Origin of the sequence: Pseudomonas sp. GM84 (assembly GCF_000282535.1) — a bacterium.
Classification (GTDB): Bacteria; Pseudomonadota; Gammaproteobacteria; order Pseudomonadales; family Pseudomonadaceae; genus Aquipseudomonas.
Map to the genome: position 1 here is coordinate 1 of NZ_AKJC01000210.1, position 17,043 is coordinate 17,043.

16 protein-coding genes are annotated in these 17,043 nt (G+C 63.4%); 7 read left to right on the forward strand and 9 right to left on the reverse strand.

Features of this window, described 5'->3' with window-relative positions:
- Nucleotides 1-135 precede the first annotated feature (135 nt).
- Complete coding sequence (locus PMI38_RS17375; RefSeq protein ID WP_008096535.1) at nt 136-1,782, forward strand: GMC family oxidoreductase; 1,647 nt, start codon at nt 136-138, stop codon at nt 1,780-1,782.
- Nucleotides 1,783-1,879: 97 nt separating this feature from the next.
- The gene (locus PMI38_RS17380) at nt 1,880-3,499 is read left to right on the forward strand and encodes an MFS transporter (RefSeq protein WP_008096537.1); all 1,620 of its coding nucleotides are present in this window, start codon (nt 1,880-1,882) and stop codon (nt 3,497-3,499) included.
- Nucleotides 3,500-3,763: 264 nt separating this feature from the next.
- On the opposite strand, the gene PMI38_RS17385 is transcribed toward PMI38_RS17380, so the two are convergent.
- The 4 genes from PMI38_RS17385 to glyQ all read right to left on the reverse strand — a co-directional run bounded on the left by PMI38_RS17385 (nt 3,764) and on the right by glyQ (nt 8,125).
- The gene (locus PMI38_RS17385; protein WP_008096539.1) at nt 3,764-4,534 is read right to left on the reverse strand and encodes a lysophospholipid acyltransferase family protein; all 771 of its coding nucleotides are present in this window, start codon (nt 4,532-4,534) and stop codon (nt 3,764-3,766) included.
- 61 nt (nt 4,535-4,595) lie between these two features.
- Nucleotides 4,596-5,123, reverse strand: a complete 528-nt coding sequence (gene gmhB / locus PMI38_RS17390; RefSeq protein WP_008096541.1) for a D-glycero-beta-D-manno-heptose 1,7-bisphosphate 7-phosphatase — start codon at nt 5,121-5,123, stop codon at nt 4,596-4,598.
- A 3-nt stretch (nt 5,124-5,126) separates the two neighbouring features.
- Entirely contained in the window at nt 5,127-7,181 is a 2,055-nt protein-coding gene (gene glyS / locus PMI38_RS17395; RefSeq protein WP_008096543.1) for a glycine--tRNA ligase subunit beta, read from the reverse strand.
- Nucleotides 7,178-8,125: a glycine--tRNA ligase subunit alpha gene (gene glyQ / locus PMI38_RS17400; RefSeq protein ID WP_008096545.1), complete on the reverse strand. Its 948-nt coding sequence runs from the start codon at nt 8,123-8,125 to the stop codon at nt 7,178-7,180. The genes glyS and glyQ overlap by 4 nt, the downstream gene beginning before the upstream one ends.
- An 83-nt stretch (nt 8,126-8,208) precedes the next feature.
- On the opposite strand from glyQ, the gene PMI38_RS17405 reads away from it, so the two are divergent.
- Both PMI38_RS17405 and PMI38_RS17410 read left to right on the forward strand, forming a co-directional pair.
- On the forward strand, nt 8,209-8,760 hold the full coding sequence (locus PMI38_RS17405; RefSeq protein WP_008096546.1) for a DNA-3-methyladenine glycosylase I: 552 nt from the start codon (nt 8,209-8,211) through the stop codon (nt 8,758-8,760).
- 41 nt (nt 8,761-8,801) lie between these two features.
- Nucleotides 8,802-9,689, forward strand: coding sequence for a lysophospholipid acyltransferase (locus PMI38_RS17410; RefSeq protein ID WP_008096548.1), 888 nt, complete (start codon nt 8,802-8,804; stop codon nt 9,687-9,689).
- Nucleotides 9,690-9,813: 124 nt separating this feature from the next.
- Here PMI38_RS17410 and PMI38_RS17415 read toward each other — a convergent pair whose 3' ends face one another.
- The 5 genes from PMI38_RS17415 to def are packed head-to-tail and all read right to left on the reverse strand — an operon-like array spanning nt 9,814 to nt 14,335.
- The gene (locus PMI38_RS17415) at nt 9,814-10,122 is read right to left on the reverse strand and encodes a tetratricopeptide repeat protein (protein ID WP_008096550.1); all 309 of its coding nucleotides are present in this window, start codon (nt 10,120-10,122) and stop codon (nt 9,814-9,816) included.
- 11 nt (nt 10,123-10,133) lie between these two features.
- Nucleotides 10,134-11,507, reverse strand: coding sequence for a Trk system potassium transporter TrkA (trkA, locus tag PMI38_RS17420; RefSeq protein ID WP_008096552.1), 1,374 nt, complete (start codon nt 11,505-11,507; stop codon nt 10,134-10,136).
- 21 nt (nt 11,508-11,528) lie between these two features.
- The gene (gene rsmB / locus PMI38_RS17425; protein WP_008096554.1) at nt 11,529-12,839 is read right to left on the reverse strand and encodes a 16S rRNA (cytosine(967)-C(5))-methyltransferase RsmB; all 1,311 of its coding nucleotides are present in this window, start codon (nt 12,837-12,839) and stop codon (nt 11,529-11,531) included.
- A complete protein-coding gene (fmt, locus tag PMI38_RS17430) occupies nt 12,836-13,768 on the reverse strand; it encodes a methionyl-tRNA formyltransferase (protein ID WP_008096556.1) in 933 nt (310 codons plus the stop codon). The genes rsmB and fmt overlap by 4 nt, the downstream gene beginning before the upstream one ends.
- A 60-nt stretch (nt 13,769-13,828) precedes the next feature.
- The gene (gene def / locus PMI38_RS17435; RefSeq protein ID WP_008096558.1) at nt 13,829-14,335 is read right to left on the reverse strand and encodes a peptide deformylase; all 507 of its coding nucleotides are present in this window, start codon (nt 14,333-14,335) and stop codon (nt 13,829-13,831) included.
- A gap of 206 nt (nt 14,336-14,541) precedes the next feature.
- Between def and dprA the strand changes: the two genes are divergently transcribed.
- The 3 genes from dprA to PMI38_RS17450 all read left to right on the forward strand — a co-directional run bounded on the left by dprA (nt 14,542) and on the right by PMI38_RS17450 (nt 17,019).
- Nucleotides 14,542-15,639, forward strand: coding sequence for a DNA-processing protein DprA (gene dprA, locus PMI38_RS17440; RefSeq protein ID WP_008096560.1), 1,098 nt, complete (start codon nt 14,542-14,544; stop codon nt 15,637-15,639).
- A gap of 38 nt (nt 15,640-15,677) precedes the next feature.
- Complete coding sequence (locus PMI38_RS17445) at nt 15,678-16,235, forward strand: L-threonylcarbamoyladenylate synthase (protein WP_008096561.1); 558 nt, start codon at nt 15,678-15,680, stop codon at nt 16,233-16,235.
- A gap of 475 nt (nt 16,236-16,710) precedes the next feature.
- Nucleotides 16,711-17,019, forward strand: coding sequence for a DUF3077 domain-containing protein (locus PMI38_RS17450; protein WP_008096563.1), 309 nt, complete (start codon nt 16,711-16,713; stop codon nt 17,017-17,019).
- Nucleotides 17,020-17,043: the final 24 nt, after the last annotated feature.

A 17,043-nucleotide genomic window follows, 5' to 3' on the forward strand; every position in this document is an offset into this window, starting at 1 on the left:
GCCGGCGATAGGGCCAGTACAGGCTTACCGCTGTGCTAAAACGCACAACGGCTGCGCGAAATCTCGTGTTTCCTCAGCGAAATTAATCAATAAGATGTAGGACGACAAGAACAATAATCAGGCGCGAGGTTGCACATGCCGTCAGCCGATTCTGTCTTCGATTACGTGGTCGTAGGAGCCGGTCCCGCCGGTTGCCTGTTGGCCAATCGTTTGTCCGCCGACCCCTCTTGCCGGGTATTGCTGCTCGAAGCGGGCGGCCGCGACAACTACCCCTGGATTCATATCCCGGTCGGTTACCTCTATTGCATCGGCAACCCCCGCACCGACTGGTGCTTCAAGACCCAGGCACAAACCGGCCTGGGCGGTCGCAGCCTGGGTTATCCACGAGGCAAGGTGCTGGGTGGCTGCTCTTCCATCAACGGCATGATCTACATGCGCGGCCAGGCCGCCGACTATGACCATTGGGCCGAGCAGGGCAACGATGGCTGGGCCTGGAAGGATGTGCTGCCGCTGTTCAAGGCCAGCGAAAGTCACTTTGCCGGCAGCAGTGAACACCATGGCAGCAGCGGCGAGTGGCGGGTCGAGCGTCAGCGCTACAGCTGGCCGATCCTCGATGCCTTCCGCGATGCCGCCGAGCAGAGCGGCATTGGCAAGGTCGACGACTTCAACACTGGTGACAACCAAGGCTGTGGATACTTTCAGGTCAACCAGCGCAGCGGTGTGCGCTGGAATGCGTCCAAGGCATTCCTGCGGCCGATAAAGGACCGCGCCAATCTCACCGTGCTTACCGATGTGCAGGTCGACCAGGTGCTGTTGAACAACACCCGTGCACGGGCGGTGAAAGCACGCTGGCAAGGCGCCTGGCATGAGTTTGCCGCGCGCCGCGAGATCATCCTGTGTGCTGGCGCCGTGGGTTCGCCCGGTATCCTGCAGCGCTCGGGTATCGGCCCGCGCACGCTGCTGGAAAGCCTGGGCATTGGCGTGCGCCACGACATGCCCGGTGTCGGCGGCAACCTGCAGGACCATCTGCAGCTGCGTCTGATCTACCAGATTCGCAACACCCGCACCCTCAACCAGATGGCCAACAGCCTGTGGGGCAAGATGGGCATGGGGCTGCGCTACCTGTATGACCGCAGCGGCCCGTTGGCCATGGCGCCAAGCCAGTTGGGCGCCTTCGTGCGCTCGAGCCCCGAGCAGGCCACGGCCAACCTGCAATACCACGTACAGCCGTTGTCGCTGGATCGCTTCGGCGAGCCGCTGCACCGCTTCCCGGCGTTTACCGCCTCGGTGTGCAATCTGCGCCCGGCGAGCCGCGGGCGTATCGACATCGCCAGCGCTGACATGAACAGCGCCCCGCTGATCGATCCCAATTACCTGAGCGACCCTCAGGACCTGCGCGTCGCCGCCGATTCCATTCGCCTCACCCGGCGCATCGTCCAGGCCCCTGCCCTCGCCGCGTTCGCCCCCGAGGAGTATTTGCCGGGCCCAGCGTTGCAGACGGAAGAAGAACTGTTCGAAGCCGCCGGCCAGATCGGCACCACCATCTTCCACCCGGTCGGCACCTGCCGCATGGGCAGCGGCGCGATGGACGTTGTGGATAACCAGCTGCGTGTGCATGGCATACCCGGCCTGCGCGTGGCGGACGCCTCGATCATGCCGCAGATCACCTCCGGCAATACCTGTTCCCCCACCCTGATGATCGCCGAGAAGGCGGCGCAACTGATCCTCAAAGGAGCGGCCACCCAGACCTACCTAAACGAAGACGCGATACCGACGCCCTGACCCGGGTGCGTGCAGTACCGGCGGCTTGTGGTCAGGGGCTGCCGACAGTGGAACAAAAAGAATAATCACTGTGGCCTGTGGGCCGAGGACAGCAACGATGTCGGATTACATCCAAGAGCAGGGGGCGACGGCGAGCAGCCCCAGCCGTCGTGAAGAACGCAAGATCATTTTCGCGTCATCCCTCGGGACGGTTTTCGAGTGGTATGACTTTTTTCTCTATGGCGCCCTGGCAGCGGTCATCAGCAAGCAGTTCTTCGCTGGGGTGAACGACACCACCGCCTTCATCTTCGCCTTGATGGCCTTTGCCGCCGGCTTCCTGGTCCGCCCTTTCGGCGCGCTGGTATTCGGCCGACTGGGTGACATGATCGGGCGCAAGTACACCTTCCTGGTGACCATCGTGCTGATGGGCTTGTCCACCTTCGCGGTCGGCCTGTTGCCCACCTACGCCAGCATCGGCATCGCGGCGCCGATCATCCTGGTGGTGCTGCGCATGCTCCAGGGCCTGGCGTTGGGCGGGGAATACGGTGGCGCCGCGACCTACGTGGCGGAACATGCGCCACCTGGCAAGCGCGGCTTCCACACCGGTTTCATCCAGTCCACCGCTACCCTCGGCCTGCTGTTGTCGTTGCTGGTGGTGTTGGGCAGCCGCTACATCAGCGGCGACCAGTTCGAAACCTGGGGCTGGCGCCTGCCGTTCCTGCTGTCGATCGTGCTGCTGGCGATTTCCACGTGGATCCGCATGAGCATGCACGAGTCGCCGGCCTTCGTGAAAATGAAGGCCCAGGGCAAGGTCAGCAAGTCGCCGATCCGTGAGTCGTTCACCTCCTGGCCGAACCTCAAGGTGGTGCTCACTGCCCTGTTCAGCATCAACGCCGGGCAGGCCGTGACCTTCTACACGGCGCAGTTCTATGTGCTGTTCTTCATGACCCAGATGCTCAAGATGGACCCGGCCCAGGCCAACACCTTGCTGATAATCAGCGTGGTGATCGGGGCGCCGTTCTTCGTGTTCTTCGGCTGGCTGTCCGACCGCATCGGTCGCAAGCCGATCCTGATGCTCGGCCTGCTGTTGGCCACGGTGTTGTACTTCCCGCTGTTCAAGGCGCTGAGCCACTACGCCAACCCGCAGATCGACGCCGCCAGCCGCCAGGCGCCGATCGTTGTCACCGCCGACCCGCAAGGCTGCACCTTCCAGTTCGACCCCGTAGGCAAGGCGCGTTTCGACAGCCCCTGCGACAAGGTCAAGACCTTCCTGGTCAAACAGGGCCTGCCCTACAAATCGGTGGAAGTTGCCGGTAGCCAGGTGGTCGTGAACATTGGCGACAAGACCATCAACGGCTTCGACGAAGCGGCCATGCGTGCGGCGGTGGAGCAGGCGGGTTACCCGGCGAAGGCAGACCCGTCGCAGGTCAACCAGGTGATGGTGGTGGTATTGATCGTGGCGATGATCCTGATCGCTACCATGACCTACGGGCCGCTGGCGGCAGTGATGGTCGAACTGTTCCCGACGCGCATTCGCTACACCTCGATGTCGCTGCCTTATCACATTGGTAACGGCTGGTTCGGCGGCTTCCTGCCGACCGTGTCGTTTGCGCTGGTGGTGTATACCGGGGATATCTTCTACGGGCTGTGGTATCCGGTGCTGGTGACCGGGATCAGCCTGGTGGTGGGGATCTTCTGCCTGAAAGAAACCAAGGATGTGGATATCGACAAGATCTGAGGTTGTCAGGGCTGGCCCTATCGCCGGCAAGCCGGCTCCCACAGATAAACTTCGCGATCTCCTGTGGGAGCCGGCTTGCCGGCGATAGGGCCTTCGAAGCCCATAAAAAAACCGGCTGTAAAAGCCGGTTTTCTTATGCCTCGAAAAAACTTATGCACGATTTTCAGAAAAATGTCATACAGAGAAATAAACAGCTAATTCAAACACTTAGCGATCACTTACGGCATTTAGTCCAAAAATTGCTAACACGTTATCCACAGATGGTCAGGCCATCTGCTCCTGCGGTTTTTCATCCACTGGCGGCAGCGAACCCATGGCCCGCTGGGTCGCTTCGTTCCAGGCCGCAGCACGGTCATTGAGCTCGGCGATGGCGCGTGGGCCGGTACCGTTGGCGTACATCGGCTCACCGATCACGACCTCGATGGTGCCCGCACGCTTGCCCCAGCCAGTCTTCGGCCAGAACTTGCCAGCGTTGTGCGCAATCGGCAGCACCGGCAACCCTGCATTCACCGCCAGCGCAGTACCGCCACGGGAGAACTTGCCCACGGTGCCGAACGGCACACGCGTACCCTCCGGGAAGATCAATACCCACACCTTCTGCTTGAGCAGCTCGTCACCCTTGCTGGCAACCTGGCGCAGGGCTTCCTTGGGGTTGTCGCGGTTGATCGCGATCGGCCGCAGCATGGCCATTGCCCAGCCGAAGAACGGCACGTACAGCAGCTCACGCTTGAGCACCTGGCTCAGGGGCGAGAAGTACGCCGAGAGGAAGAAGGTCTCCCAGGTGCTCTGGTGATTGGAGAGGATCACACAAGGCTCGTTCGGCACGTTCTCGGCACCGGTGATCTTGTAGTCGATGCCGAGAATGGTGCGCGTCAGGAACAATGCACAGCGACACCAGTACACGTTGATGAACTTGTAGCGCTTGGGGAATGGCAGAAAAGGTGCAACGAAGAAGCTAAGCGAGCACCACAGCAGCGAACTGGTGCCCAGCAGCAGGTAAAAAAGAAAGACTCTGATCGCCTGCAGGATCGACATAGTGGCATGTACCGTTGCGGGGCTCGCCCGCCTGAGAAAAATGCGCCCGAAGGCGCATTGTTTAAATTAGTTCTCTGGCGATAGCAGCCAGATCGTCGAAAATCAGTGTAGTTTCCGCAACCCCTTTTTCCAGGGTCCGCTCGCCCTTGCCGGTTTTCACCAGCACGGGTTGTGCACCGACGGCCAGGGCGGCCTCCAGGTCACCTTTGCTGTCGCCGACGAACCAGACGCCTTGCAGGCCAACCTGGTAATGCTCGGCAATCGCCCGCAGCATGCCAGGCTTGGGCTTGCGGCAATCGCAGCCTTCGTCCGGCCCGTGCGGGCAATACACGATGTGGCCCACTTCGCCGCCCTGCTCGGCCACCAGCGCGCGCAAGCGCGCATGCATGGCCTCGAGGGTTGCCAGCGAGTAATAGCCACGGGCAATGCCGGACTGGTTGGTGGCCACGGCCACCGTCCAGCCCGCCTTGCTCAACTGCGCGATCGCTTCGATCGAGCCGGGTATCGGGATCCACTCCTCCAGCGACTTGATGTAGGCGTCGGAGTCCTGGTTGATCACCCCGTCACGATCGAGAATCAGCAGTTTCAAGGCTTACCCCAGCAGCGAAATGTCGGCAACGCCCAGGAACAGGCCGCGCAGGCGGCTGAGCAGGGCATAACGGTTGGCACGTACCTTGGCGTCCTCGGCGTTGACCATCACCGCCTCGAAGAAGGCGTCGACCGGGTCACGCAGGGCGGCCAGGCGGGCCAGCGACTCGCTGTACTGGCGTGCGGCAGCCATCGGTTGCACGGCCTGGTCGGCCTGCTGGATGGCCGAGTACAGGGAGAACTCGTTGGCGTTGTCGAAGTACTTCGGCTCGACCTGCTCGGCGATGGCGCCTTCGGCCTTGCTCAGCAGGTTCGACACGCGCTTGTTCACCGCAGCCAGGGCTTCGGCTTCCGGCAGCTTGCGGAAGGCCTGCACGGCCTGCACGCGCTGGTCGAAGTCCAGGGCCGAGCCCGGCTTCAGGGCACGTACCGACAGGTAGGTAGCCACGTCGATGCCTTCGTCTTCGTAGCGCGCACGCAGGCGGTCGAAGATGAACTCCAGCACCTGCTCGGCCAGGCCGGCGGCCTTGACCTTGGCACCGAACTGCTTGACTGCGAACTCGACTGCACCGGTCAGGTCCAGGTCCAGTTGCTTCTCGATCAGGATACGCAGCACGCCCAGGGCGGCACGGCGCAGGGCATACGGGTCCTTGCTGCCGGTGGGCAGCATGCCGATGCCGAAGATGCCGACCAGGGTGTCGAGCTTGTCGGCGATGGCCACGGCCGCACCGGTGAGGGTCTGCGGCAGCTCGGCGCCAGCACCGCGCGGCATGTACTGCTCGTTCAGGGCCAGCGCGACGTCTTCCGGCTCGCCATCGTTGAGCGCGTAGTAGTAACCGGCAACGCCCTGCATCTCAGGGAACTCGCCGACCATCTCGGTGGCCAGGTCGCACTTCGACAGCAGGCCGGCACGGCCAGCGCGCTGGGCGTCGCCGCCGATCAGCGGGGCGATGAACGCGGCCAGCCTGGAGACGCGCTCGGCCTTGTCGTAGACCGTGCCCAGCTGAGCCTGGAACACCACGTTCTTCAGACGCTCGTTGAAGGTTTCCAGCGGCTGCTTCTTGTCTTGCTTGAAGAAGAACTCGGCGTCGGTCAGGCGTGGGCGCACGACCTTCTCGTTACCCTGCACGATCTGCTTGGGGTCACGGCTCTCGACGTTGGCCACGGTGATGAAGCGCGGCAGCAGCTTGCCTTCGCTGTCCAGCAGGCAGAAGTATTTCTGGTTGTCCTGCATGGTGGTGATCAGGGCTTCCTGCGGCACCTCGAGGAAACGCTCCTCGAACGAGCACACCAGCGGCACCGGCCACTCGACCAGGGCGGTCACTTCATCCAGCAGCGCCGGCGGCACGATGGCAGTGCCTTCCTGCTGCAGGGCCAGCTCGGCGGTACGCTTGCTGATCAGCTCGCGGCGCTCGGCGAAGTCGGCCAGCACGTAGGCTTTGCGCAGGTCTTCGGCGTAGTTGGCCGGCGTGGTGATGACCACGTTTTCCGGGTGGTGGAAGCGGTGGCCACGGGATTCACGGCCGGCTTGCTGCGACAGGATGGTGCAGTCGATCACCTGGTCGCCAAGCAGCATCACCAGCCACTGGGTCGGACGCACGAACTCTTCACGGCTGGCGCCCCAGCGCATGCGCTTGGGGATCGGCAGGTCGTTGAGCGAATCTTCGACGATGGTCGGCAGCAGGCTGGCGGTAGCCTTGCCCGCAATGTGCTGGGAGAAGCGCAGCTTGGCGCCGCTCTGGTCGATCTCCGACAGCTCGACGCCGCACTTCTTGGCGAAGCCCAGGGCGGCCTGGGTCGGCTGGCCTTCGGCGTTGAAGGCGGCCTGCATGGGCGGGCCATCGATATTGATGCTGCGGTCCGGCTGCTGCACGTCGAGCTGACGGATCAGCACGGCCAGGCGGCGCGGCGCGGCGTACACCTGCTTGGCGGTGTAGTTCAGGCCAGCGGCCTGCAGGCCTTTCTCGATGCCGGCCAGGAAGGCGTCGCCGAGGGTGGACAGGGCCTTGGGTGGCAGCTCTTCGGTGCCCAGTTCAACCAGGAAATCTTGAGCACTCATTGTGCAGCCTCCAGCTTCGCCAACACTTCGTCACGCAGTTCAGGGGTAGCCATCGGGAAGCCCAGGCGTGCGCGGGCTTGCAGATAGCTTTGCGCCACGTCCCGGGCGAGGGTACGTACGCGCAGGATGTAACGCTGGCGCTCGGTCACCGAGATGGCGCGGCGGGCGTCCAGCAGGTTGAAGGTGTGCGAGGCCTTCAGGACCATTTCATAGGTCGGCAGCGGCAGGTCCAGCTTGATCAGTCGGTTCGCTTCGCTTTCGTAGAAGTCGAACAGTTCGAACAGCTTGTCGACGTTGGCGTGCTCGAAGTTGTAGGTCGACTGCTCCACCTCGTTCTGGTGGAACACGTCGCCGTAGGTGACCTTGCCGAACGGGCCGTCAGCCCATACCAGGTCGTACACCGAGTCGACGCCCTGGATGTACATGGCCAGGCGCTCCAGGCCGTAGGTGATTTCACCGGTGACCGGGTAGCACTCGATGCCGCCCACTTGCTGGAAGTAGGTGAACTGGGTGACTTCCATGCCGTTGAGCCAGATTTCCCAGCCCAGGCCCCAGGCGCCCAGGGTCGGCGATTCCCAGTTGTCTTCGACGAAGCGAATGTCGTGGACCAGCGGATCCAGGCCGATGGCTTTCAGCGAGCCGAGGTACAGCTCCTGGAAGTTGGCCGGGTTCGGCTTGAGCACCACCTGGAACTGGTAGTAGTGCTGCAGGCGGTTGGGGTTTTCGCCATACCGCCCGTCGGCAGGGCGACGGCTAGGCTGCACATAGGCGGCGTTCCAGGTTTCTGGACCCACGGCGCGCAGGAATGTAGCGGTGTGGAATGTGCCGGCGCCTACTTCCATATCGTAGGGCTGAAGCACCACACAACCTTGGTCTGCCCAGTAGTTCTGCAGGGCGAGGATCAGGTCTTGGAAGGTACGCACGGCTGGCGTAGGCTGGCTCACGAAATTCACCTGTATCTGGGGATGCGGATGTAAAGAGCGGGAGTATAACCTGATTCGCCTCGCCCTCTACTCATTGGAGCCTTATGCCACGCTGCTTTTGGTGTACCGACGATCCGTTGTACCAGGCCTACCACGACCAGGAATGGGGAACGCCACAGCGTGACCCGGCGTTGCTCTTCGAGATGCTTTTGCTCGAAGGGTTCCAGGCGGGGTTGTCATGGATCACCGTGCTGCGCAAACGCGAGCGTTATCGTGAGGTACTGCACGGCTTCGACCCGCACCAGCTGGCGCAGATGAGCGACGAACGGGTCGAGGAGCTGATGCTCGATGCCGGCATCATCCGCAACCGTCTCAAGCTCAAGGCCGTGCGGCGCAATGCCCAGGCCTGGCTGGCTGTGGATAACCCTGCCGAATGGCTGTGGTCGTTCGTGGGCGGCGAACCGAAGATCAATCACTTCAGCAGCCGCAGCGATGTGCCGGCGGTCACCGACGAGGCCAAGGCAATGAGCAAGGCGCTGCAGAAAGCCGGCTTCACCTTTGTTGGCCCGACCATTTGCTACGCCTTCATGCAGGCCACCGGGATGGTCATGGACCACACCACCGATTGCGATCGCTACGCCGCCTTGCTGCGCTGAGGGGTTACAATGCGCGCCTTGCTGAAATAAGGAATTCGCCTGTGGAAAAGTTCAAGGGCGCCCTGATGGTCGGGGTGCTGCGTCTGTTTGCCAAGCTGCCCTGGGGCGCTGTACAGCGCGTTGGCGCCGGGATCGGCTGGCTGATGTGGAAGATCCCCAACGGGTCGCGCAACGTCGTGCGCATCAACCTGGCCAAGTGCTTCCCGGAGATGGACCCGGCCGAGCGTGAGCAACTGGTAGGCCGTGCACTGAAAGATATCGGCAAGTCCTTTACCGAAAGTGCCTGCGCCTGGATCTGGCCGCCGCAGCGTTCGCTGGAGCTGGTCAAGGAGGTGCACGGCCTGGAAGTGCTGGAGCAGGCCCTGGCCTCGGGCAAGGGTGTGGTCGGTATCACCAGCCACCTGGGCAACTGGGAAGTGCTCAACCACTTCTACTGCAGCCAGTGCAAACCGATCATCTTCTACCGCCCGCCCAAACTGAAGGCGGTGGATGACCTGCTGCGCGAGCAGCGTGTGCAGATGGGCAACCGTGTGGCGCCTTCGACCAAGGAAGGCATTCTCAGCGTGATCAAGGAAGTGCGCCGGGGTGGGCAGGTAGGGATTCCGGCCGACCCGGAGCCGGCCGAGTCTGCCGGGGTGTTCGTGCCGTTCCTGGGGACTCAGGCGCTGACCAGCAAGTTCGTGCCGAACATGCTGGCCGGGGGCAAGGCGGTGGGGGTGTTCCTGCATGCGCTGCGGCTGCCGGATGGTTCGGGCTTCAAGGTGTTCCTGGAGGCGGCGCCGGAGGAGATGTACAGCACGGACGTGAACGTGTCGGCGGCGGCCATGAGCAAGGTGGTCGAGCGGTATGTGCGCGAGTATCCGAGCCAGTACATGTGGAGCATGAAGCGCTTCAAGAAGCGCCCGCCGGGCGAGGCGCGTTGGTATTGAGGATTTGGGGGCGCTTTGCGCCCCATTCGCGGGACAAGCCCGCTCCCACAATGGTCCTGGCCACATCTATCACTGTGGGAGCGGGCTTGTCCCGCGAATGGGCTGCAAAGCAGCCCCAGCAATCTCAAACCTTGTTCAGCTTCTTGAGAAACACCGCCATCTCCTTCTCGGCCTGCTTGTCGCCATGGGCCTGCGCCGCCACGATCCCGTCTTCCCAGGCCTTGCGCGCTGCCGCCAAATCACCCTGCAACTGGTAAGCCTTGCCCAGCAGCTTCCACGCCGCCGAATATTTCGGGTCCTGCTCCACACAGCGCGCCAGGTGCACCGCCGCTTCAGCACCATTGCCCTCATCCAGCCAGGCCTTGCCCAGACCAAACCTCAGCAATGGGTTATCCACACCCTTGGCCAGCATCTTCTCCAGCGATTCGCGCATGCCCTCTTCTCCTAGAAGAAACTCAAGCCGACGTGGAACAGCTTCTCCACATCCCGAATATGCTTTTTATCCACAACGAACAGAATCACATGGTCACCCGACTCGATCACCGTGTCGTCATGGGCGATCAGCACTTGTTCATCGCGGATGATCGCACCGATGGTGGTGCCGGGCGGCAGGGCGATGTCCTCGATGGCCTTGCTGACCACTTTGCTCGACTTCGCATCACCATGCGCCACTGCCTCGATAGCCTCCGCCGCACCGCGGCGCAACGAGTGCACGCTGACGATATCGCCCCGACGCACATGCGCCAGCAAGGTACCGATGGTGGCCAGCTGCGGGCTGATGGCGATATCGATGTCGCCCCCTTGCACCAGGTCGACGTAGGCCGGGTTGTTGATGATGGTCATCACCTTGCGCGCGCCCAGGCGCTTGGCCAGCAGCGACGACATGATGTTGGCCTCGTCGTCGTTGGTCAGGGCCAGGAAGATGTCGGCGTCGGCGATGTTCTCTTCGAGCATCAGGTCCTTGTCCGATGCGCTGCCCTGCAGCACCACGGTGCTTTCCAGGGTGTCGGAAAGGTGCCGGCAGCGTGCCGGGTTCATCTCGATGATCTTCACCTGGTAGCGGCTTTCGATGGCCTCGGCCAGGCGCTCGCCGATCTGCCCGCCGCCGGCGATGACCACGCGCTTGTTGGTTTCGTCGATACGACGCAGCTCGCCCATCACGGCACGGATGTCTTTGCGCGCCGCGATGAAGAACACCTCGTCATCCGCTTCGATGACCGTGTCGCCGCGTGGCGTGATAGGCCGGTCGCGGCGGAAGATCGCGGCCACGCGGGTGTCGACGTTGGGCATGTGCGCGCGGATCTGGCGCAGTTGCTGGCCCACCAGTGGGCCGCCGTAGTACGCCTTGACCGCCACCAGCTGCGCCTTGCCTTCGGCGAAGTCGATCACCTGCAGCGAGCCGGGGTGCTCGATCAGGCGCTTGATGTAGTTGGTCACGACCTGCTCGGGGCTGATCAGCACGTCCACCGGGATATGGTCGTTGTCGAACAGCTCCTCGCGGGTGAGGTAGGCCGACTCGCGCACCCGGGCGATCTTGGTCGGGGTGTGGAACAGCGAATAGGCCACCTGGCAGGCGACCATGTTGGTTTCGTCGCTGTTGGTCACCGCCACCAGCATGTCGGCGTCGTCGGCACCGGCCTGGCGCAGCACCGTCGGCAGCGAGCCACGGCCCTGCACGGTGCGGATGTCGAGGCGGTCGCCAAGGTCGCGCAGGCGCTCGCCGTCGGTATCGACCACGGTGATGTCGTTGGCTTCGCTCGCCAGGTGCTCCGCCAGCGTCCCGCCCACCTGCCCTGCGCCGAGGATGATGATCTTCATCCGTTACTCCCTAACGTTTGCTTACCCGCGCGAGGCGGCAATCTTGATCAGCTTGGCATAGTAGAAGCCGTCGTGGCCGCCTTCCTGGGCCAGCAACTGGCGGCCGTGGGGCTGGCGCAGGCCGGCTTCGGTGGCCAGGTCCAGCTCACGGGCACCTGGGGTGCGGGCAAGGAAGGCGCCGATCACTTCGGTGTTCTCGGTCGGCAGGCTGGAGCAGGTGGCGTACAGCAGCATGCCGCCGACTTCCAGGGTCGGCCACAGGGCATCGAGCAGCTCGCCCTGCAAGGCGGCCAGGGCCGGAATGTCATCGGCCTGGCGGGTCAGCTTGATGTCGGGGTGGCGGCGGATCACGCCGGTGGCCGAGCACGGGGCGTCGAGCAGGATGCGCTGGAACGGCTTGCCGTCCCACCAGCTGGCGGTGTCGCGGGCATCGCAGGCGATCAACTCGGCATCCAGTTGCAGGCGGTCGAGGTTTTCGCGCACGCGGGTCAGACGCTTGGCTTCCAGGTCGATGGCCACCAGGTGCGCCAGGCCCGCTTCGGCTTCGAGCAGGTGGCAGGTCTTGCCGCCCGGGGCGCAGCAGGCGTCGAGCACGCGCTGGCCCGGGGCCAGTTCGAGCAGGTCGGCAGACAGCTGCGCGGCTTCGTCCTGCACGCTGACCCAACCTTCGGCGAAGCCCGGCAGGCCGCGCACGTCGCAGGCTTCGGTCAGCACGATGCCGTCACGGCTGTACTGGCAGGCGCTGGCGCCGATGCCCGCTTCGGCCAGCAGCGCCAGGTAGGCGTCGCGGCTGTGGTGGCGACGGTTGACCCGCAGGATCATCGGCGGGTGGGCGTTGTTGGCGGCGCAGATCGCTTCCCATTGCTCCGGCCAGAAGGCTTTCAGCGACTTCTGCAGCCAGCGCGGGTGGGCGGTGCGCACCACCGGGTCACGCTCCATGTCGGCGAGCAGCGCCTCGCCTTCACGCTGGGCGCGGCGCAGCACGGCGTTGAGCAGGCCTTTGGCCCACGGCTTCTTCAGCTTGTCGGCGCAGCCCACGGTTTCGCCGATGGCGGCGTGGGCCGGGATGCGCGTGTAGAACAGCTGGTACAGGCCGACCAGCAGCAGCGCCTGCACATCGGCATCGGCGGCCTTGAACGGCTTTTGCAGCAGCTGCGCCGCGAGCAGGTCGAGGCGTGGCTGCCAGCGGGCGGTGCCGAATGCCAGGTCCTGGGTCAGGCCACGGTCGCGTTCATCGACCTTGTCCAGTTGCGCGGGCAGCGAGCTGTTCAGCGAGGCCTTGCCGCTGAGTACAGCGGCCAGGGCACGGGCGGCGGCGAGGCGTGGGTTCATTGGCCCAGCACCTTGCCACTGGCGAACTTCTCGCGGCGGCTGTTGAACAGGTCGCTGAAGGCCAGCGCCTTGCCACCGGGCAATTGCAGGCGGGTCAGGCTCAGGGCCTGGTCACCGCAGGCGACCACCAGGCCGTCCTTGCTGGCTGAGAGGATCTCGCCCGGGGCGCCCTTGCCTGTGGACACGTTGGCGGCGAGGACTTTCACGCTCTCGCCATCGAGCGTGCTGTGGCACACCGGCCATGGGTTGAAGGCACGGATCAGGCGCTCCAGCTCGACAGCCGGGCGGTTCCAGTCGATGCGCGCTTCGTCCTTGTTCAGCTTGTGTGCATAGGTGGCCAGGGCATCGTCCTGTATCTCGCCCTGCAGGCTGCCGTCGGCCAGACCGGCAATGGCCTGCACCACGGCAGGCGGGCCCATTTCGGCGAGGCGGTCGTGCAGGCTGCCACCGGTGTCGTCGGCGCTGATCGGGGTGACCACCTTGAGCAGCATCGGGCCGGTGTCCAGGCCCGCTTCCATGCGCATCACGGTCACGCCGCTCTCGGCGTCGCCGGCTTCCACGGCGCGCTGGATCGGCGCCGCACCGCGCCAGCGTGGCAGCAGGGAGGCGTGGCTGTTGATGCAGCCCAGGCGCGGGATGTCCAGCACCACCTGGGGCAGGATCAGGCCGTAGGCGACCACCACCATCAGGTCCGGCTTGAGCGCGGCGAGTTCAGCCTGGGCGTCTTCGTTGCGCAGGGTTGGCGGCTGGAACACCGGGATGTCATGGGCCACGGCCAGTGCCTTGACCGCGCTCGGCATGAGCTTCTGGCCACGGCCGGCGGGGCGATCGGGCTGGGTGTAGACGCCCACGATCTCGTAAGGGCTGTCGAGCAGGGCCTTGAGGTGTTCGGCGGCAAACTCTGGAGTGCCTGCAAAGACGATGCGCATGGAGTTCTCGCTTCAAAAAAGAAAAAGGCTTGCCGGAGCAAGCCTTCTGGAAGGTAGGGATCAGGCTTGCTGGCGGTGCTGCTTTTCCAGCTTCTTCTTGATCCGGTCGCGTTTGAGTTGCGACAGGTAGTCAACGAACAGCTTGCCGTTGAGGTGATCGAACTCGTGCTGCACGCACACCGCCAACAGGCCTTCGCATTCCAGCTCGAACGGCTTGCCGTCGCGGTCCTGGGCCTTGACCCGCACGCGCAACGGGCGGTCGACGTTCTCGTAGAAACCAGGCACCGACAGGCAGCCTTCCTGGTACTGGCCCATGTCGTGGGTCAGCTCTTCGACCGTGGGGTTGATGAAGACGCGCGGCTCGCTGCGGTCTTCGCTCAGGTCCATGACCACAACCTGCTTGTGCACGTTGACCTGGGTAGCGGCCAGGCCGATGCCAGGGGCTTCGTACATGGTTTCAAACATGTCGTCGATCAGCTGACGCAGGGCGTCGTCGAACTCCGTCACCGGTTTGGCAATGGTGCGCAGGCGCGGGTCCGGGAATTCGAGAATGTTCAAGATGGCCATAAGGTCAGGCAGTCACTGTGCGTTCGGTTGAAAACTGAGCACACATAATAAAGGGAATCGACGATTTCGGCACCTGGCAAGCTCGACTAGGGTGTCTATGGGCTTGATAGCCTCCATTTCATGGACAGCTTTTCAAACTGTTACCCACACAGTTATCCACAGGTTGTGCCACGTAATTGGCCCTGTTTCGATCAAGGATGATCCCCATGTCCAACCACCACTCGTCGCTTTGTTCGCCTGCCGAAATCGAGGCTCGATTGCGTCTGCATCGCCTCCCCGAGGTCGGGTTGCGTCGTTTTCACGCCTTGCTGAAAGCTTTTGGCAGCGCCTCTTCGGCGCTCAGTGCTCCGGCCGGGGCATGGCGTGCGCTGGGCATGGCGCAGGCCACCATCGATGCCAGGCGCAGTGCCCAGGTGCGCGACGGAGCATTGGCCGCAATGGCCTGGTTAGAGCGGCCGGGCCAGCATTTGCTGATGTGGGACAGCCCGGGCTACCCCGCGCTGCTGGCCGAAATCGACGATGCACCACCGCTGCTTTTCGTGGCAGGTGATCCTGCGTTGCTCGACCGCCCGCAGTTGGCAATTGTGGGCAGCAGGCGTGCTTCACCGCCCGCCATCGACAACGCCAGAGGATTTGCCCGTTGCCTGTCGCAAGCCGGGTTCACCATCACCAGTGGCCTTGCCTTGGGGATAGACGGTGCCGCTCATCGGGCTGCCTTGCAGGCCGGAGGGGGCACGATCGGGGTACTCGGCACGGGGCTGCAAAAACTTTATCCACAGCGCCACCGTGAGCTGGCCAAAGCGATGGTCGACAGCGGTAGCGCGCTGATTTCGGAGTTTCCGCTGGATGCCGGGCCGCTGCCGGGCAACTTCCCGCGGCGCAATCGCATCATCAGCGGGCTGTCGCTTGGCGTTCTGGTGGTCGAGGCGAGCCTGGCCAGTGGTTCGTTGATCACGGCCCGCCTGGCAGCCGAACAGGGCCGTGAGGTCTATGCCATTCCCGGTTCGATCCACCATCCCGGTGCCAAGGGCTGCCACCAGTTGATCCGCGACGGTGCGTTGCTGGTAGAAAGCGTGGAACAGATCCTGGAAACCTTGCAGGGTTGGCAGAACTTGCCGCCGGTGAGTGTGGATAAACCATCGCATCCCCTGCTGGCGTTGCTGCATGCCGCACCGCAGACCAGCGAAGCACTGGCGGTTTGCAGCAAGCAGCCCCTGGCGCAGGTGCTGGCGCAATTGACCGAGCTGGAGCTCGAAGGTCGAGTGAGTAATGAAGCAGGGCGTTGGTTTGCCCGCGTGGGCTAAGTAAACTGCCGACATGGCTTAAATGCGGAGAAACACAAATGGTGAGCAGTTGGCGTGTGCAACAAGCCGCGCGTGAGATTCGGGCGGGCGCGGTAATCGCCTACCCGACGGAAGCGGTCTGGGGCCTGGGCTGCGACCCGTGGAACGAGGACGCGGTGTATCGCCTGCTGGCGCTCAAGTCGCGGCCTGTGGATAAAGGCCTGATTCTGGTCGCCGACAACATCCGCCAGTTCGATTTCCTGTTCGAGGATTTCCCCGAAGACTGGATCGACCGCATGGGCAGTACCTGGCCCGGGCCCAATACCTGGCTGGTGCCGCATCAGGACCTGTTGCCGGAGTGGGTGACGGGGCAGCATGACACGGTGGCGCTGCGGGTCAGTGATCATCCGCAGGTGCGTGAGTTGTGTGCGTTGGTGGGGCCGTTGATTTCCACGTCGTGCAACCCGGGTGGGCGGCCGGCGGCGAAGACGCGGTTGCGGGTGGAGCAGTATTTCCACGGGCAGCTGGACCTGGTGCTCGGTGGGGCGCTGGGTGGGCGGAAGAATCCGAGTGTGATTCGTGATCTGGCCACTGGCGAAGTGGTTCGCCCGGGTTAATCCACCAAGTACTTGCACCATCCCTGTGGGAGCACTCTCTGTGGGGGTAGGTCTGTGGGAGCGGGCTTGTCCCGCGAAGAGGCCAGCCCAGACACTAGATGTGTATGGCCAGGGCTTCGCCCTGGTTCGCGGGGCAAGCCCGCTCCCACAGGGGACCGAGTTGGGCAGGGTTCTCTGATTTCATATCCGAATGACTGCTCGGCTTTCAATTTGGGAAAACTCCTACAACTCGTATCGAATACCATCACCTTCTCAGTGGGAACTCCTGCCTCTAGGCTTCAGACCGTCGCCGAATAACTTGGCGATCGGGTGTGGTAACCCGAATGGAGAGAGTTCCTCGCAGTCAATGGCGGCTGTACGCGGGAGGCTTCGTGCCTGCCGGGTTTGGGGACTCTCTCCGGTTTACCACCCCGTGTACAGCTGCCACCTAATCGTGTGGTAACGACTAGGTGGGGCATTGAAGTGAGAGTTTCCGATGAAAAAGATAGTCCCCGATCCACCACTCCCCTGCACTTGCGCTCGCCCCTTCGGCCGCTGCGACGCCGGCCACGAAGCGCTGTTCAGCGTAAACCCGAACATCCCCGCCGCCGACGCGCTGGTCCACATAGCGCTCTACCTGCGCTGCGCCTACGAGACGGGCTACAAGACCCTCGATTACCTGCGCGAAGAAGGCCGCGGCATGTATTGGTCGAACCTGCATGCGATTGAAATGGCAGAGGGGTTGGTAGAGGCGATGCTGGATGGCATTGAATCCTCACCTGTGTCTAACAACTCTGTCGGCTGATCTGGCGCTATCGCCGGCAAGCCG

Coding starts and splice junctions, on each gene's coding strand:
- PMI38_RS17375 (WP_008096535.1), top strand. CDS start 136: ATGCCGTCAGCCGATTCTGTCTTCGATTACGTGGTCGTAGGAGCCGGT.
- PMI38_RS17380 (WP_008096537.1), top strand. CDS start 1,880: ATGTCGGATTACATCCAAGAGCAGGGGGCGACGGCGAGCAGCCCCAGC.
- PMI38_RS17385 (WP_008096539.1), bottom strand. CDS start 4,534: ATGTCGATCCTGCAGGCGATCAGAGTCTTTCTTTTTTACCTGCTGCTG.
- glyS (WP_008096543.1), bottom strand. CDS start 7,181: ATGAGTGCTCAAGATTTCCTGGTTGAACTGGGCACCGAAGAGCTGCCA.
- PMI38_RS17405 (WP_008096546.1), top strand. CDS start 8,209: ATGCCACGCTGCTTTTGGTGTACCGACGATCCGTTGTACCAGGCCTAC.
- PMI38_RS17415 (WP_008096550.1), bottom strand. CDS start 10,122: ATGCGCGAATCGCTGGAGAAGATGCTGGCCAAGGGTGTGGATAACCCA.
- trkA (WP_008096552.1), bottom strand. CDS start 11,507: ATGAAGATCATCATCCTCGGCGCAGGGCAGGTGGGCGGGACGCTGGCG.
- rsmB (WP_008096554.1), bottom strand. CDS start 12,839: ATGAACCCACGCCTCGCCGCCGCCCGTGCCCTGGCCGCTGTACTCAGC.
- fmt (WP_008096556.1), bottom strand. CDS start 13,768: ATGCGCATCGTCTTTGCAGGCACTCCAGAGTTTGCCGCCGAACACCTC.
- def (WP_008096558.1), bottom strand. CDS start 14,335: ATGGCCATCTTGAACATTCTCGAATTCCCGGACCCGCGCCTGCGCACC.
- dprA (WP_008096560.1), top strand. CDS start 14,542: ATGTCCAACCACCACTCGTCGCTTTGTTCGCCTGCCGAAATCGAGGCT.
- PMI38_RS17445 (WP_008096561.1), top strand. CDS start 15,678: ATGGTGAGCAGTTGGCGTGTGCAACAAGCCGCGCGTGAGATTCGGGCG.
- PMI38_RS17450 (WP_008096563.1), top strand. CDS start 16,711: ATGAAAAAGATAGTCCCCGATCCACCACTCCCCTGCACTTGCGCTCGC.